At 45.6% G+C, this 18,349-nt stretch carries 13 protein-coding genes; all 13 read right to left on the reverse strand.

Annotated elements, in window-relative coordinates:
- Positions 1-34 precede the first annotated feature (34 nt).
- The gene (locus tag ACQY73_RS11690; RefSeq protein ID WP_428665838.1) at positions 35-3,475 is read right to left on the reverse strand and encodes a beta strand repeat-containing protein; all 3,441 of its coding nucleotides are present in this window, start codon (positions 3,473-3,475) and stop codon (positions 35-37) included.
- A 176-nt stretch (positions 3,476-3,651) separates the two neighbouring features.
- Complete coding sequence (locus ACQY73_RS11695; RefSeq protein WP_428665840.1) at positions 3,652-3,957, reverse strand: DUF6916 family protein; 306 nt, start codon at positions 3,955-3,957, stop codon at positions 3,652-3,654.
- On the reverse strand, positions 3,926-4,498 hold the full coding sequence (locus ACQY73_RS11700; RefSeq protein WP_428665843.1) for a GNAT family N-acetyltransferase: 573 nt from the start codon (positions 4,496-4,498) through the stop codon (positions 3,926-3,928). The genes ACQY73_RS11695 and ACQY73_RS11700 overlap by 32 nt, the downstream gene beginning before the upstream one ends.
- A gap of 13 nt (positions 4,499-4,511) precedes the next feature.
- Entirely contained in the window at positions 4,512-5,033 is a 522-nt protein-coding gene (locus ACQY73_RS11705) for a phage tail protein (protein ID WP_428665846.1), read from the reverse strand.
- Between the two features lie 44 nt (positions 5,034-5,077).
- Complete coding sequence (locus ACQY73_RS11710; RefSeq protein ID WP_428665849.1) at positions 5,078-5,581, reverse strand: phage tail protein; 504 nt, start codon at positions 5,579-5,581, stop codon at positions 5,078-5,080.
- Between the two features lie 29 nt (positions 5,582-5,610).
- The gene (locus ACQY73_RS11715; RefSeq protein WP_428665852.1) at positions 5,611-6,120 is read right to left on the reverse strand and encodes a phage tail protein; all 510 of its coding nucleotides are present in this window, start codon (positions 6,118-6,120) and stop codon (positions 5,611-5,613) included.
- A 61-nt stretch (positions 6,121-6,181) separates the two neighbouring features.
- Entirely contained in the window at positions 6,182-6,823 is a 642-nt protein-coding gene (locus ACQY73_RS11720; RefSeq protein WP_428665855.1) for a hypothetical protein, read from the reverse strand.
- Positions 6,824-7,263: 440 nt separating this feature from the next.
- Positions 7,264-7,647, reverse strand: coding sequence for a chorismate mutase (locus ACQY73_RS11725; protein WP_428665858.1), 384 nt, complete (start codon positions 7,645-7,647; stop codon positions 7,264-7,266).
- A gap of 75 nt (positions 7,648-7,722) precedes the next feature.
- A complete protein-coding gene (locus ACQY73_RS11730; protein ID WP_428665861.1) occupies positions 7,723-10,503 on the reverse strand; it encodes a M14 family metallopeptidase in 2,781 nt (926 codons plus the stop codon).
- 389 nt (positions 10,504-10,892) lie between these two features.
- Positions 10,893-11,783 carry a DUF4238 domain-containing protein gene (locus ACQY73_RS11735; protein WP_428665864.1) on the reverse strand — a complete coding sequence of 297 codons (891 nt, stop codon included), beginning with the start codon at positions 11,781-11,783 and terminating at the stop codon, positions 10,893-10,895.
- A 259-nt stretch (positions 11,784-12,042) separates the two neighbouring features.
- The gene (locus ACQY73_RS11740) at positions 12,043-12,267 is read right to left on the reverse strand and encodes a DUF433 domain-containing protein (RefSeq protein ID WP_428665867.1); all 225 of its coding nucleotides are present in this window, start codon (positions 12,265-12,267) and stop codon (positions 12,043-12,045) included.
- A 249-nt stretch (positions 12,268-12,516) separates the two neighbouring features.
- Positions 12,517-15,294 (reverse strand): M14 family zinc carboxypeptidase, encoded by a 2,778-nt coding sequence (locus ACQY73_RS11745; RefSeq protein WP_428665870.1) that lies wholly within the window; start codon positions 15,292-15,294, stop codon positions 12,517-12,519.
- Between the two features lie 98 nt (positions 15,295-15,392).
- Complete coding sequence (locus tag ACQY73_RS11750) at positions 15,393-18,203, reverse strand: M14 family zinc carboxypeptidase (protein ID WP_428665873.1); 2,811 nt, start codon at positions 18,201-18,203, stop codon at positions 15,393-15,395.
- Positions 18,204-18,349 lie beyond the last annotated feature (146 nt).

Raw genomic sequence — 18,349 nt, forward strand, 5'->3', positions numbered from 1 at the left:
AAGTGCTTTAGGACAATCTTTTATAAAACAAGTGTTAAGGAGCCGGATTAGTAGGGGTCGGACATGTCGCGCCAAACGTAAATACCCCCGCTCCGGATTGTGAGGTGATCGCCGGGGGTGACGCCGGTAAGTTGCTATTCGCATTCCATATCGCGGCAACAGTTGCTCCGGTGCCCTGCAATAAAATCTCATGACTTGCCGTGGCTGCCCGCGCCTGAAAATTGCCAATGGCTCCTGCGGCTACGCCCGTAGTAGTATTATTAGCAACATTCGCACACAATTTATTTGTAAACGTACTGCCTGAGGTACCGGCAGCGGCATGGATTGCATAGAATCCGCCCGATTTGACAGATACCGTATTGCCGGTCACTGTTGCATCCAATCGTCCGGACCCGGCTAGTGATGTCAATGTAATTCCGTAATCGTCCGCACCGGTTACCGTATTATTTTTAACCTCTACTTTACTGTTTCCATTTCCCTGATTAACCACTCGGATACCTGCACCACTTCCGCCGTCTCCGGTTGAGCCATTATGAGTAATTGTATTGCCGTTTATTCGCCCTTCAAAAGTGGCATCGGGGAAAGCAAATACATTGACAATATTGATACCTTTGCCCTTAATGGTGGGGTTATTGACGATGTTAAATTTCATATTGGCCGTATTGTTCACGTCGAGATCAATCGCCGCCGCAAGACCGGTTCCGGGGTCAAATGTTGAACCCGTAATATCCACATTGGTAGTAGAAGTACCCTCTGTAATCACCTGCAAACCATTGGTTTTTGGCTGCACAAAGGTTGAATTAACGATATCAATGGTAGTATTTGATGCGCCGTAACTGTCGATCTCCAAACCATCAGCTCCCAGTGCCTGCGCCTGATTCATGCCGAAGGTTGAGCCGGTTACGGTCAATGCCATCGTTTTACTGGTATTATAGATCACTGCGGCGCGTTCACTCGGAACAGTCAGCGAAGAATTGGTAATTGAGCATGCTCCTGAAAGATTGATCGCATATAAACAGCTTTCTTCGGTATCTGCTCCCGAACTTGCGGTCCCGCAATTAATTAACGTACTTCCTGTCAGCGTGAAAGCGCTTACTTCGCGTGCATTGATTCCCTGTTCGGCGGTACCGTTAATATCCACATTATCAAGCGTTGCCGTTGTTACCGTATTCAGGTGAATTGCTGCATTACAACCGGAATTATCAGCTGCACCGCAGGGCCCGACGCCGTCTGTTGTATTGGCATTGGTAAACGTCATGTTTTTTAGCGACAGGCTAGAAGAACTTACAACTGATACGCCTCGATTGGCAATATTTTGAATTGTACCTCCTGAACCATTTGTAGTCCCGGTGCCGGTTATGCTAAGTCCACCGTTTGAGCCTGTAGTATTAAGTATAATGCCGTTGGAAGCGCCATTGGCTGAAATACTAAGAAAATTCAATCCGCCTACTCCGATGTTCGTATTGGCTACATTTAGGGCGGTACCGCTTGTCGTTGTAATTTTATTGGTAGCGCCTGTCACGGTTACTGTTCCGCCTCCTGTGGCCGCAAAAGCGGCATTGGCTCCGGTACTTAAGGTAACTCCCCCGGTAAAACTGATTGTAGCGTTGGTATTACTGCTTAGTGAAATGCCGCTGCCATCTCCATCATCTCCATCGGTAATCGCCCCGGTAAATGACTTTGTACCTCCTGTCGTATTGGCAATCGAAACCAGTTGACCCACATCGTCGGTAATGGTACCGTTATAGGTGATGTTGGCTGTACCTCCATCAATATTCATATCTGTGCCGGTGGCATTGGTAATTGTACTACCACTCGGTGCCGAAAAAGTACCCGCTACGCCTACAAGGCTTGTTCCCGTGGTGGTACTGTTAGTACTTTTAAGGTTTGACAGTTGTAAATCAATTGTACTGTTTGTTAAATTGACCGCCGGGCCTCCCGTGGCTTCTATTATAGAAACACTCGCTCCCACAACTATTCGAAAACCTGTACCGCTCCCTGCATTGAAGGTTCCCGTACTTGAAGCCAAAAGTCCCGTCCCTCCGTCAGTATAAATATCTAAATCCGTAAAAGATAAATCACCGGTCACGTTGGTCAACAATAATCCCGAAGCACCTACGCCATTCCCCGATTGTCCAATGACCGTTGTACCGCCCGAAACGGTATTGAATGGATTGCCGGCGGTAGCGTCAAATTTGGCAGCAGTAACACTAATTCCTGTACCTCCTGTCGTTCCGCTTACTGTATTATTAGCAAATCCGGTGATGGTCAGCGTCCCTCCTGTTCCGTCAATGGAGGCTCCGATGGCGCCGGAGGTAAGTGTATTGTTGCTGAAATCAAGGCTGGTCGTACCGTTTGCTGTAGTCGTAACGGCGTTCCCGGTGGCAGAAATGGTATTGGATGTAACACTTACCGTACCCGTTGGATTGGTGAGTTTCACACCTTCAGCGGTGGCAGCGCTCACGGCAGTTTCAGTCATTGTGAATCCTGCAACCGCATTTCCGAGTATACCGTTAGCTCCTCCACTCGTCGCAACTCCACGCACGGTATTGCCTGCAGCCAATGTAATAGCCGCTCCGCTCGATGCTGCAATAATCGGTTTTGTACCGTTAATGGCCGGCAATGTCGGGCTGTTTGCCGCAAGCGTAAAAGGTAGGACGCCGGCATCGGCCAGATTGTTGCCACCTGTACGCCCCGTGCCGTATAACAATTGGTTTGCTTTCAGAATAAGGTTTCCCGCATAATTCGTTCCGGTCTCTTTGATAAAGACCACCTGCCCGGTTTGGGGTCCGCTTGAACCATTAAAATCTGCAATGGTCTTGAAAGGAGTAGCCAATGTACCGGTGCCGCCGCTGCCGCCGCCGGTATTGTCCACAAACCAGATCATATTACTGATAGTGAAGGTTATAACGGCTTGGTCAGTGGCCGTTACACCGCTTACGGCATTGCCGTCGTTGAGGGTATAACTATAGGTATCCGTGCCCGTATATCCTGCTGTCGGAGTATAGGTAAAACTACCATCGGTTGCAATGGTGATAGAACCATGAAGGGTAGAAAAAGTACCAGCCGTGCAGGTAAGCCCTGCCGGGGCATCATCGTAGTCATTGACTTTCAAACCGCTTGCGGCAGGCACACTGATACCTACGTTGCCCGTGCAGGCATAGGCATCATCAAGCGCTAAAGGAGAGGTTTTGAAAGAACCGTTCACAAGGGTTGTTTTCGCATCCGGTACGGCGTTGAGCTGTACGCCTGTGGCACTTGCCCCTCCTGTGTTTTGGATGGTGACCTTGTAGCGTATCCGGTCATTGGGGTCGGCTTTGCCCGAGGTGCCGTTATCAATAATAATTGTACCCGTTTGCGTAGGGGTCGGGACCGTTTGTGCCTGTGACAAAATCGGCAAAACAATGCTTCCTAAAACCCCTAAAAAACAACTAAAGAAGCGTACAATCAGCGACTGAAGGTATAGTTTATTCATAACAAAATAGTTTTCCAACGTTTAAACAAACGAGTAAGCAACGTAACGAGAAAGTGGGTAGGAAAGGCGAACTAAAAGCGGTCTGTATAATCGAAACAACGTATTCCTGTATTGAATTGACAGGACTGAAACTTTTGGATATTTTTACTTATTTCAGGTAATTAAAAAGTAGTTTATTAGGAAAAAATGGCTTCATACCTCATACCCTGCGCCGCCAAACCAATGGGCACTAAGAAGATGGGCAGATCACCTTTAGTGGGATGCTCAACGATAAATATGGATTGTGAATAATACTCATTCCATTGCTCGGTTCGCAAAACCATCGAAAAAGGTTCACGTTCAAGCGGTGTATACAGTTGAAACGGCTTTAGTTCAATCAATTCGGCATCAAGCCGTACATCAGCCGTAAAACGAATTCCGATCTTTTGATTTAACAAAGGCCTGAAATCCTCAATCGTGAGTGTTTGTAAATCGTGCGTCATAGTCATTTTGTCGGTCAATGATTGAAGTTTCTGCGCCTACGGCTGATTTCCATTCCAGTAAATGATAGACACCGTTGGTTTCGCTGATCTTTTGAAAACCTAATTTTTTATAAAGTTGCATGGCCGGATTGAACGACTCTACGTGAATGGTCAAAGGGCGGTTGAGCTCCCTTGCTTCCCGCATAATGTCCCGTAATATGCTCTGCCCGATGCCTTGATTTCTCCATGCCGGCAACAACGTGATATCAATGATACGAACCCCACGATCCTGAAAATTTTCGTGGATATACAAGCGGCCAATGCTCTTTCCTTTTTTTTCGATCACCCAAAAATTCCCTCCTGTGTAATTTTTCTGATAGTATTCATGTTGGAGTTGAAATTGGCTCTCCAAAAAAGCATTTATCATCTCAGTCGACCAATTGGGCACCCGTTTCATTTCTTCGGTACGGGTACTTGCGTATACCTGACCCAAAAACGGCAGATCGCTTCCTCCAATGGAGCGAAGTCGAATAGAGGTATCGGTCATTTTCACGTTCATCATTGGGTGATAAAAATTATGTTCTCGGCGGGAAAACACCTTGTAAGGCAATGCAGAAATAAACGGTCAGGTAAGGCATGAGGTTATTATGGGGTTGGTCTCCACCGGCCGGAGCCAAACTGTTATCTGCCATTGGCACAAGGTTGGCATTGGTCGCATTATAGATCGCGGCACCGGCAGAGCGAGCCAATCCATTTCCGGTGGGGATATTTACATCACCAACATCATTTACCGCTTTCATCGTATGGGAATGACTCGGAATTTCAGATTCCAACAAGCTAACGGTCTCACTGCCACCGGTCTCTCCCAGATCGTGGAGCGAAAGCCCGGGCCCTTGTCCCGGCTGCATGGGAGAGCGCCCCTGCAAATCGGGCAGAGAAAAATTGGATTTCCCATTTCCCCCGTATGTAGTTCCCAGCAAAGAAAACAGGGCTGTATTTTGTGATAAAGGCAAGAGTTGTCCATCGCACCATGCCCAACCTCTAGGGGCAAAATTGAACGGAAACATGCGAATTTCGGCTACAAACGGATCTGCCATGGTATTTTCTATTTAACGTTAATGCTTCAATTGATCTGTTATCATTAGGTAGGCGAAGGGAAAATGCCAAACATGGAAATAATAAAATTTATACACAGATAGGGTTGAAAGTTAGTATGTGGTTGGCTCCCTCCCACCGATCCTATGATTGCCGCATTCATATTAACATTCGGCGGGTCGCCGAAAAAAGCGCTTACCTGCGAAGAAAGTCCTATCTGATTAGAACCGGGATTTGGAGAATTCGCCACCGTATTTGTGGCTAACATCGGGTGGCTATGAGCAGGTAGTTGATTAATGGTCAACGTAATTTCTTCCACTCCGCCCGTTTCTGCCAAGATGAAGCTATTTCCCTGATGAAGCGGTAATCTGCCGCGCATATCAGGAAGCGCAAAAGTACTTTCCCCGTCTCCTCCATAGGTAGTGCCAATGAGTTGAAACAGTGTTTCATATTCAGAAATAGGAATTAATTGTCCCTCGCAAAACATCCAACCCGCAGGGGCAAAATTGCCCGCAAACATTCTGATTTCACCAACGTACGGCTGAGCCATGTCTGTAAAAATTAAAGAGTTGAGCTACATTAAGTCGATGATGGAAAGATTCCCTGAAGCGCGATACAAAAACTTATCGTTAGAAAAGGCTGCATGTTAAGATGTGCCTGATTGCCTCCTGTGTTAGTGATCGTCCCGGCATTCAACGCAACCAATGACCCACCTGAATTTTTGTACATTTCAGCAGGCGCGGAATTTGCCAAAAAATTACCGCTTGGGGTATTTACGTTACCTGACGAATTGGAAGTTGCTTTAAGTACGTGTGTATGTGTCGGTATTTCGGCAATACTCAAGGTATGCGCCTGCTCTCCGCCCCGCTCGCCCAAGGTATGCCCGCTACCTACGTGAATGGGCGTACGGCCCCGAAAATCCGGCAAGCCGAAATTGACCCTGCCATCGCCGCCAAAGGTTGTTCCCAGCAAAGAAAACAAGGCCTGATTTTGGTTGATAGGCAGCAATTGTCCATTGGTCAACGCCCACCCTTTGGGAGGAAAGACAAAACTCATCATTCTGATTTCGGAAAGGAAAGGTTCTGCCATATTGATACGATTTTAGGAATACATCAAATCAAGCTATTCAGCTAAAACTTCTTAAACACTATTATACTGCCAATTCTAACCCATGAGACAGATCATAGGTCTGTTGAAAAAAAGCTTCCTGCCGATCCCATACCTGAATATTGGACGCCATACCTGAGGCATCCATTGTTATTTTCATGTCTACATGACCGGTTCGGGTAGTATAACTGCGGGGCTTTTGCTCATTACTGTAATGAGGCAGCAGGCAAGCGGCGGCCTGTTGTTGCGGAAGTTGAGAAGTGATCGCATCAACAGCCCGGACGAGCGTTTCCGCTTCGTAGGCATTGATCGATTTTACATACTTCCATTCAGCGTTGGGAAGTTGTTCGTAAAACAGCAATCCCCGATCAATGCAACCTAATGAAGGCACTTTCAACTCCAAAGGAATAACCACCAAATTGAATCGGGTCAATAAAAAAGCACTTTTATCAGGCAATTGATAATTGCTTTTCAGAAAGCTTCCGGAGGTCTCTTCGTATAACTTTTTAAAAGAATCATCAGACCAACAATCTTTGAAAAGTTCAAAATCAAATTTTTCAACAAACCGTTCCGTCACATTTTTATTCAAACCGGAACTTAGCTGCTGCGCGCCTGCAATTTGATACTCCAGCACCGTCAGCGACAATACCGATAGAGTGTTACCAATAAAAGCACGTCTTTTCATGAAGGAGAGTTATTCATTAAGTAACACGAATGTACCCTAAACTATTGATAATAGCAATAAATAATTATTTATTTTTTACAATATTTTTTTGGTATTATACAATTATTATATCCAATATGGCGCTTTAAGTACTCCAATAGGATATATTTATTATTCCGTAAGTAGTATTAATTTTATACTTATCAGCTATATATAAATAACTGTTTTACCTAAATACTGCTCAATACTGAATCAATGCAGTTTATTTAAACGATTTGATAGAATGGTATACTATTTACTTCTTTTTATTTAGAACTTATTAAAATAATATAGGATCAATTCAAATGACTTTTATTTCATGCATCATTGGGTAAGCTAAAAAATCCCCGTTCCATGAAAAAAGCATCATGAAACGGGGAAACAAAAGAATAAAAGCAATAGAAGAGAATCGTGAACGCCTGTCAGTGGCCCGGCATTTTTACCTGTTGTCTGGAAAGGCTTTCTTTATGAATGGCATTCATCACTTCAGTGATACAGGCTTCCGAGAGATTTACCGCCTTGCCAAGTTCGATGTTCTTTTTCAGGATGGCTTCAAACCGCCCCTGCTGCAATGGTGGCATATTGCGTCGGGCCTTGTAGGCTCCTACTTGCTCCGCCACCTGCATCCGGCGACCCAAGAGTTTAATGATCTCAGCATCAAGTGCATCAATTTGATCTCTGAACAGCGACAGACTGTCAACAGGAGGTTGAGGTTGGTTTACTGCCTGCGCTTTTAATGAGTTATTTGATAAAATGCCCATCAGGAACAGGGCGAGGAGAAAATATTTCTTTGTTAGGTTTTTCATATCTTAAAAAAGAAGCGCCAAGCAGTTTATAACTGCTCGGCGCCCTAAAAATTTATACAGCAAAAAGATATCCTGCTATGGAGCCGTTGAATACAGTTGGTTGAACAACAGCTTGAACGTTCCCTGCGACTGCGCACGGAAGGTAATTTCAGGACCTACCACCGTCAATTTACCTGCTCCGATCGGCGCTTCAAAAGCGGTGATTCCATCCTGCAAATAGGTTTGTCCCCACGCCCATCCACTGCGGAGCGGCTTGTTGGTCGAAAACCAAACAAGTGGTTTCACCTGGCCTTTGGCAATGGCATCCGGAGCTAATTTGAATACCGGGCTGGAATCAAAATATACGTCGGTTTGCGCAGCCATACCCCACGTAGCTGTTTGGGTAGAGTCAAGCGTTACACGCAGGATACTGCCCGGAATGTAATATTTTTCGGCAGGCAACGGACGCTCGGTACCGGCATTGGTCATTTCAACAAGCGCATTACGAACGGGAAGCCCCAAATGATACGCTAAGTTGGCGCTGCTTCCGATAGTCACCACTTTTCCGCCCTCTTCCAAAAATTTCTTAATTTGAGGAATAGACTTATTGGCCGTGATGCGTCCCAATGAAGGGCGGAAGTTATCAGGGATCTCCTCTACTTTAGGCTCTCTTCCACCAAATCCACCGCCTTCACCTTCACCGCCGCCGCCACCGCCGCGACCTGTGCTTACCGCCGGAATTGCCCGGGTTACGAACACGATCACATCATATTTTTTCTTCAGATCACCTTCGTCAATTGTTTGAGAATAAACCACTTCCATTGGAAAATGGTATTGCTCCATCAACAAACGCACCCAACCTGATGGCATTGAACCGCCATAAGTATCCCACAGTGCAATCCGCATCGGTGCTACCTTCGTCATACTTCCCATTGGTTTTTTAGCTACGCCCAATGCTTCAAGGCCCAATTCTTTCGCCGATTTTTCCAATAAGGATTTTGCTTTTGGTGAAGCAGGCACATAAAACGCTCCCGCTTCGGTAGTCCCGCTTCCCTGCGGCAATCTGAATACCGGAATACCGGCACCTAGCAGATCATTGACCGCGATAAAGGAGTTGTTGGCACGGGCACTCAATGTATATCCTGCCGGAGCAGCAGCATCCACTTTACCCACAGGAGTTTGCAATTCACCGTAAGGAATGCGTTGGAAAGGACCGTCAAATGCGTTTTGCACACGGTCAAATTGAACACCCATTTGGTACGCCAATGTCCAACCCGCCGCATCATAAGGACGCGTTGGAGGGCCGCCCGGATACGGAAAATCGTTAGGGTGATCCTGTGGTTCAAACATATCCAACACGTGCGGACGGAACGACTGCGCCGTTTTGACAATGTATGAACCGGCAGGGTATGTTTTACCTTCAACCGTAAATTCAGCCGTTGCTTTCTGCACTTGAATTCCCGTACGGATCAAGGCATTGATAAACTTTGTTGCGGTGGCAAAGTCAGGTTGTTTCGCCGAAATGATGTATCCGCGAGCGTCACGACCGGCAGGATCTTTAAGCACCACATCATAGTATTTTTGTGCAATACCGTTACCCAATCCAAATGGATTATTGGCTGCCAGGTTTGAGTCAGGTTTGGCGCTACGGTCGTTGTTGCGAGCTTGAGTGATCGCCTCAGCACGTTTGGGAGAAATTGTCCAATAATCTTTGCTTCCGCGCTCGATGGAGTTTTTCCCCATCACATAAATATTGTACAATAACTCATCGTGGTGACGAGCGGCATAGTCCAATACAGCATAGTTACACGATACTGAATAATCAATGGATTGCTTGAAATACCATTTCTGCGGCATGACCGGGAATGGCGTATTTCCATTCGGAATCAAGCGATTAGGAACCACGGGTATGGTTTCAGGCGTTGGTCCGCCGATGATCTCGGTCAAAAGACCGATCTGATTGTGGAAGTGCGTGGTGGTACGCAAACCGCCGTTATACCAAGTTGAGAACACCGAACCGCCCAAACGGGTAAAGCCCGGTTTTTCTTCGGCAATAAGTCGATTGATCATGGCCGCGCCGAGGGCGTCGATACCGGTGATCATCAACGGGTGAAATACGTAGTTGAAAGGGTCACGGTACGGTGGCCCTGCCAATACCGAACCGGCCGGGCCGCGTTGGTGGTGGTTGTACATGATCTGCGGAATCCAGTCCACAAACAACTGACGACCGACGTTCTGCGTCTCTTTCAGTTGCAGCATAAAGAAATCGCGGTTGTTGTCGTGACCGGCGTATTTCTGATACAAACGAGGAAGGTGATCCAAGGTACGCTTTTCGATTGTTGGATTGCGCATGTACCAGTTAGCTACCAATTCCTGTCCGTCGGGGTTGATGTGGGTCAAAAGGATAACCACATTGTCAAGAATGCGCATTACTTCCGGGTCTTTGCGGGTCGTCAACTGGTACGCGGTTTCGATGAGCTGCATCCATGCTACGGTTTCGTTGGAGTGAATACCGCCGTCAATCCACACAACTGCTTTGCCTTCTTCGGCCATTGCTTTCGCCTGGGCATCGGTAAGGCCTTCAGCGCGGGCCAGTTTGGTGGAAATCTCTTGAAAACGCGCCAATTTTTTGTGGTTTTCGGGAGAAGTAATGATCATCATGGGTTGATCACGGCCTTCTTCGGTCTTACCGATGGTCAACAGCTTCACCCGGTCAGAGGCAGCCAGTTTTTTAAAATAAGCTTCAGTTTGGGTGAACGTTGCCAACATGTAGTCGTCACCGATGTTAAACCCAAAATGCTCCTTGGGGGAAGGAATTTGTGCCCAGGCAATGTTGCACAAAAGTAAGATGATAAAAAGTGGGAGTAGTTTTCTCATTCAGTTGTTTAGTTTGTTGTTACGATGGTTGATGTTTTATCTAATTTACGGCACAAAGTAAAAAGAAAATGGGGGAAGTTGAATACTTCAGGGGGTATTTGGAAGGGTTTTGATGATAAAAAGCGGTTATTTTGCGATAAAATCGGGGAGTTTTGGTAATATTGACAGCCTCTTCCTTGCCAAGTGTGCCAATGAAGAATTCTCCTCTAAAGAAGGAGAGGATACTTTCTTATCTATTTCCTAAAACCACGGCTGTTTGGCATTTACCATGTTACAAACACTCGGTTTATCTTGCGTGCGTAATCTGCCGTTTATGTCACAACAGGGGTATGCTTTGTCTCCTGCTTTTTTGTTTGGCAAACGCAAATTGGCACAATTAGCAATTCTTTTCAATTCCCCAATACGTTTTTAGCCAATTCAACAAAGGTTTCTTTATTTGGTGAAATCAATAATCTGTGCATTGAAGCAAAAGAAAATCTATTGAATAACCTATTTATGTCAATAGTACTATTACTTCTTGAAATTGGTGTATTCATTAAATTTAATTCTGGACTATCTTCATTACTGTATGGAAAAATGTAAACTCCATAATCTTTAGACAATGGGTAAAATAACCCGTCCGATGTGGAATAATTCCATGAAGGGTCTACCATCACATTCTCTCCATTATAAGATATCAGAAATCCAGGATTATCCTTTGTAATCCAATAGGAATCTTTGGGGCATTTCATTATTTCCCATTTCTTTATCATTACAAAGTTTGCAAATTCTTCAAGGTTTGAGTTCAAAGTTTCTGCATCAGCAAATTGTTTAAGGTGTTGTTCTTTAGCAACCTTATCAAGATTAATACCTTCACCAGTTGGATAATCTAAATCTGGACAAACTTTTTTCATCCATAGTTTAAAATCTAAAATTCTTCGAAATAAGAATCTTTGTTGTGGAGTTCTTTGTATTGAGGTAAATATCCAAGTAATTAATTTTTCTTTAACCTCCCATTCAATAATTTCTTGATCTTGCTTAATTATTAAAATTAATTCGTTATAAAAAGACTCTACTGACTGCCCAAAGAATTCTTCCAGAGCAGTTGGGGTTTTGAATTGTATAGAATTATAAAACTTCTTTTCCCAAAAAATTTTATCTCCAGAATTTTTGACCTGAATTTCTTTTCTATATTTATCGTGATTGTCTATCACAAAGATTCTTTTTCCATCTTCATTAAGAGAAAAATGTTTTAAATATGTTTCTGGAACTATATGTTGTTTAACATATTTCTCACTCATTTTTATCCGCTTTAACTTTCTTTTATTTGAACATAACTTTTATTTGCCCACAATAAATCTCCAGCATTTCTACTTTGTCAAACTTAAAAAAGTAGAAATTGTGTAAAATATAAGTGAGGTAAATATATCTCTTCTTTATCCCGCATTGCATAAATAGCTATGAAACGGGACAAATATAAAAGCACTACCTTTCCTACGCTTCAATTACCAATCTCAACTAAAGCGTTTATTCCCAGAAAGTTGATAGTTAGAATAATTTTCATGCCGCTCGTAGTACAGGATAATCTATTTTTTTGATGGCATACTCAATACAGGCCTGTATATCTTCTTCCTCTAAGTCAGGCATTTCTTCTAAAATCTGCTCAAACGTAAGGTGGTTTGCCAACAAAGCCAATACGTCGGTCACGCGAATACGCATACCTCGCACACAAGGTTTACCACCACATTGTTCGGGATTAAAGGTAATTCTGCTAAGGTTTTTCATGAGACTGCCTGATGTAAAATAAGGTAAATTGAGCAACTGAAACAGTATACCTTCGCGGATTGTAAAAGTTTTAATAATTACCTCATTTCTTTTAAAAGACCTTAATTTGTTACAAATGAGGGGCAATTTTCAGAAATTTTGTAACAAATGAGGGGCAAATGCAAATTTTCTGTATTCTTTCTAAAACAAAACCTCCCGAAAGATTGACGTTTCGGGAGGTTGATACTACGCTAATTTTCAACTCAACTCCTACCGCAACGCATTCCAATTCAAAATCGCGTTCCAAAGCATGGGCGCATCGTGGTGGTTGAGGTAGCGGTGCAACGGATCAAACGTAAAGGCTACCACTTGACCTTTGCCCACGGGTACGTTGAAAATACCGCCGTGACCGATGATGGTCTGCTCATTGCGCACCATGCCTGACAGTACATAAGGAGGGTCGGCCTTGGGCGTTGCCGGCTTGGCGTCTTTCACTTCTTTTTTATCAGGCATCCCCATGACAAGGCCTTTGTACTCCTCTTCTTCTTTGAGCGGTTTGGTACCGTACTGCATCAGCATCATGTCGCGGTCGCGTTTTTCAGTTTGAAGCAATGGGCCTTGGCCTTTAAAAACGTGGAAAACTTCGGGATAACCGTACATGATGGGGTGGTTGCGGTTGCGGGCTTTCACCTGCACAATCGAACCCGGATGGAATAACGTGGGTGATTCATAACGTCTTAACTCGCGCACGATGCCGAGGTCGGACATAATACTCGATGAATTATCCAACGAAATCAATACCCCACCTGCGTCCACAAATTTCTTCAACTCAGCTACGCCTTCAAAACCCGGGCCACCTGTCATGTCGTCGGTAGCGTCGGGCGCACCGTGCGAGGGGAATTCGGTGGTTTTGGTGTAAGGCATGGAGCCAAATTTGCTATCCACTTCGTGGAGGAAGGTAGCACCCGTACCACCGACACGCGGGATCAAGATCACATCAAACTGCGAACGGAGATTCCCTTTTTTGAGGTGGTCTTTGTGAATGGATGTATAAGGAATGCCCCGTTGCTCAAAGGTATAGCGCGACCAACCTTCGTCCTGAGTTTGGTACCACGTGTGGTAAATCGCCACGCGCGGCAAACTTACTTCGTGCTGCTTCACGGTGGGGAGGTTTTTGGTGGGTATCAAATCAAAACCAAATTTGGCCGCCGCCTGCTTGGCTTGGTCGGCAGTAATACCCGTAAACACTACTGCTCCCTGCGCCAACGTATCTTTGCGGCCTTCAAGGGTAGTTTTGGCATCCAATACGATGGTTTTTGCATTAGCGTTTTGGGATTTTGCCCAATAAGCCGCCGGCAAAACTGTATTTTGTGCCTTATAATTTAATACATAGTGACTGCCCTCACCTTCTATCTTACCCTCAAATTTGGCGTCGGAAGTGAGCATTTTGAGATCGGCAAAGTCGTATTTGAGGGTATCCTGTTGGGTCACGGTCACGCCGTTGAGGTATTGCAACGTCCAGGCGATGGCGTCGTAAGGGGGAAATTTAGCTTCTTTGGGGTAATTTTGTTTGGTTAAAAGAGACACCGCCAAATTGCGATAAGGCTGGTTCAACACCACCACATAATCTCCCTGATTTTTACCCGATTCAGCCTTGTGGACTTCAATCCCCTGCGTCCGTAGCTGATTCACCAGGTAAGCCGCCATTGCGGGGTCACGTTGGTCTTTGCCTATCACAAACGCCTTGGGGTTTTCTTTCGCGGCTTTGTTGAGGTTATTAAGGCTCTTTGTGTAAAAATTCTTCAACAATAATTTGCTGTTTGCCGCTGCGTAGCCCAACGAAGCCAATACCCCCGCCTGCATGTAGTTGATGTTATTCCGGAATGACCAATACACTTTTTCGGTAGCCGGATACGGACGATACCATTCCCGACTCGTCACGTTGTCGCCCGCAAATTTGGCATTGGCTAAATCACGCATAAAGGTATTGGCTCCTGCATTGCCGAATGTTTCGTAAAAACGACCTACGGAGTTGTGATTGTTGGCAACCCAAATTCCGTAGCCCGGAAACCAACCGTCGTAAAACGCCCAATTGAATACTCCCGGCAAACCCTGTGCGGCAAGCGTAGTCATGTCATGGTCAGCCATGATCTGCCATTCGCCAATTGCCACGGGGTCCACGGCCTCGCTGTATGGGCCTGTTCCCGTTGAAATGTACAACAATGGCACTGACTCATGCAGGTCGAGCATTACGGTAGGGTGCCAATCAAAATAGGCTTTGAAAATACTTTTCGTGATGGCCTGCGACGCTTGCAGGCCGTCGCGGTTGTTGTCATGAAAGACATATTTGCCCCAATACGGTGGTGAAGCAGGCATTCCGTCTTCAAAGTCTTTGCGTTTTTTGGTGTAGCGGTAGTACCAATCCACCATTTTATCCCAACCATCAGGTTCCGACACGGGGTTGATAATTACGATCAAATTGTCTCGAATGGCCTTTATTTCATCGGCTTGGCCCGTTACGAGCCGGTAAGCCAGTTCCATGAGCATCTCGGGCGAGCCTGTTTCGGAAGCGTGCATCCCACCGTTCAGGAAATAAACCACTTTGCTGTCGCCCACGATTTTTTGCACATCGGCGGGGCTTACTTTGCGCGGGTCGGCGAGAAGTGCCAACTGTTTTTTGTAGTGGTCGAGCTTTTTGATGGTAGCGGCATTGGCGATGACCGCCATTTGAATGGGGCGATTTTCTTCCGTCGTCCCGATCTGTTCCGTCACAATATTGGGCGAGGATTGCGCCAGTTTTTGAAAATACCCATATATATCTGCCGTACGGTGCAGGGTTCCCGGCGCACCGATAATTTGCCCAAACTGCTTCAGAGGTGAGGGAATCTTAGGGTCGTTGACCAAATCCAACACCGACGAAGGCAAAAAGCGCTGGTCGGTGGTAAATTCCTTGATTTTTTGGTTGTAGGGCTCGTCAATTTGTTGCGCCAAGACGGACGAAAAAGAAAGACAAATAATGAACAGGAAAAGAAAGCATAATGACTTCATAGAATGATTAGGTTAGGAGCATGACAAAATTGAAAAGACTTTCCAAGACTGGGCGTCCCCGTTTTTGAAACTTGGAAAGTCTCGTATTGAAGCAAGAGTTATTTATTACCTTCGGTTCCGGTAGGCATCGCAGCCCCTAATCCCAACTGATTCCAGTTGATGAGCACATTCCAAACCATAGGCGCATCGTGGAGATTGATGTAGCGATGCAAAGGATTGAATGTAAATGCAACCACTCGTCCTGCCCCAACGGGTACGTTAAAAATACCGCCGTGACCAACGATGGTCTGCTCGTTTCTGACCATGCCCGAAACTACGTACGGCTCTTCCTTCTTCGCTTTGGCGACCACCGGTTCTTTGGCCGGTTTTGGAGCAGGCAATCCCATAATGGGTCCGGTATATTCTTCTTCATCTTTCAATCCTTTGGTACCGTATTGGAGCACCATCATGTCGCGGTTAGACTTTTTGGTTTGCAACAACGGCGAAATGCCTTTAAAAATGGGGAAGACTTCCGGAAAACCGTATACGATCGGACTGTCTGATTTGCGAATTTTGACATTCACAATCGACCCCGGATGGTACAGCCCGGGAGTCTCTACTTTATCCAGATCTCTGGTAATGCCCGTTTCGGCAATCATCGTTGAAGAATTGTCCAAGGTTACCAACACACCACCGGCTTCTACAAACAATTTCAACTGATTGATACCGTCAAAGCCGGGACCGCCGGTCATGTCGGCGGTAGCATCAGGAAAACCATGCGATGGAAATTCAGGCGTTTTAGTATAGGGCAGCGGACCGAATTTTTTGTCGATCTCATGAATAAAGTCACTTCCCGTACCGCGCATTTTAGGAACTACGATCACATCGTATTTTTTGCGCAGATCGCCCGCTTTCAGATCATCTTTTTCGATGGATGCATAAGGAATACCGCGTTGGTCAAACGTAAACCGCACCCACCCTTCATCCTGTGTGTTGAACCAACTATGGTAAATGGCCGCACGTGGCAGTGTCACTTCGTGTTGCTTAACGGTGGCAGTAGCTTTGGTAGCGGCCAGATCAAGCCCAAACTGCGCCGTAATGCTTTTGGCTTGGTCGGCCGTAATTCCCTGCAATACAACGGAACCTGCAGCCAACGTATCTTTTATGCCGGCCAAGGTCGTTTTAGCATCCAATACGATGGCTTTGCTCGTTTTGTTTTGCACTTTTAACCAATACAAAGCAGACAGAACGGTGTTTTGTGCTTTGTAATTGATCACATAATTCGTGCCTTCTCCTTCTACTTTACCCGTATATTTTGCGTCTTCAGTCAGTAATTTAAGGTCGCTTGCGGTATAGGTAACATTGTCAAGTGCTTTTACATCGACACCATTTAAGTACCCCAGCGTCCACGCAATATCATCGTAGGATGGTTGTTTGGTGTCTTTCGGATAATTCTGTTTGGTCAACAACGATACGGCCAAATTGCGGTACGGCTGATCCAATAAAACTACGTACTCACCTGAATTGGCCTTATGTACCTCAATGCCCTGGCCTTTAAGTTGATTGACCAAATAAGCCGTCATTACGGGGTCACGCTGAGCGGCGGGAATGACAAACGCGCGCGGCGTTTCTTCTTTCCCTTTTTTAATGGCGTTAACACCCTTTTGGTAAAAATTGGTCAACAACAAGCGACGGTTATTGGCGGCATACGTCAATCCGGCTAACACACCCGCCTGCATGTAGTTAATGTTGTTGCGGTACGACCAGTTCACTTTTTCCGTAGCCGGATTAGGCCGGTACCACTCTTTGCTCGTTACAGGATCACCTGAATATTTTTGATTGCCCAGATCACGCACATACGTAGTTGCTCCCGCATTGCCGAAGGTCTCATAAAAACGACCGACCGAATTGTGATTGTTGGCGATAAAGAACGCGTAGCCGGGATTCCAACCATCGTAAAATGCCCACGTAAATACGCCCGGCAAGCCCTGCGCGGCCAATGCCGTCATTTCGTGGTTAGCCATTGTCTGCCATTCTCCGATCGTGATGGGGTCAACAGCTTCATTATAAGGACCTGTCCCGGTAGAGATATACAACAACGGCACCGACTCATGCAGATCAAGCATAACCGTGGGGTGCCAGTCAAAATAAATTTTGTACATGGCTTTTGTCAATGCCTGCGACATTTGCAGACCGTCGCGGTTGTTGTCGTGGTACGTGTATTTGCCCCAATATGGTACGCGAGGAAACCCGTCTTCGTAATCCTTACGGTTTTTAGTGTAACGATTGTACCAATCCACCTGCTTGTCCCAGCCATCAGGTTCGGAGACCGGGTTGATGATCACGATGATGTTTTCGCGAATGGTTTTGATGTCTTCGGTTTGTCCCGTAATGAGACGATACGCCAATTCCATTACCATCTCGGGAGAACCCATTTCGGGTGAGTGAAGTCCGCCGTTGATATAATAGACCACTTTAGTATCCCCAAGCATTTTTTCCAATTCCTGCGGGGTTACTTTACGCGGATCGGCCAATAATGCCAACTGTTTTTGGTAATGTGCTACCCGCTTGATGGCATCTTCATTGCCGATGGCTACCAACTGAATAGGCCGACCTTCTTCGCTCGTACCCTGTTGCTGTACTGTAATGTACGGAGACGATTGAGCCAGTTTTTGGAAGTATCCATAGATCTCAGTGGTGTGGTGTAATACACCCGGAGCACCGATGATCGTGCCGAAATGCTTACGCGGTGAAGGCACCTTAGGATCATCCAATAAATTGAGTACCGACGACGGCAAAAAGCGCGTATCGGTCGTGTATTCCCTGATTTTTTGGTTGTACGTCTCGTCAATTTGCTGCGCATAAACCGCTGCTGCGGAGAACGTAACACAGGAAACAATGAGTGGTTTTAATAGTTGTTTGAAGTGCATAGTTAAGATTAGGTTAAGATAAAACGGGAACGACAAAATAAAAAGTTTTAAAGATGGCACTATATACTTCTTATATCAAGTTTCGGTAAAATTTAATTTTAAAGAATAGTCTTTATTCCAAATAAGATAGAACAAGTTATCCAAAT

Source organism: Runella sp., from assembly GCF_965279615.1.
In the GTDB taxonomy this organism is placed as follows: Bacteria; Bacteroidota; Bacteroidia; order Cytophagales; family Spirosomataceae; genus Runella.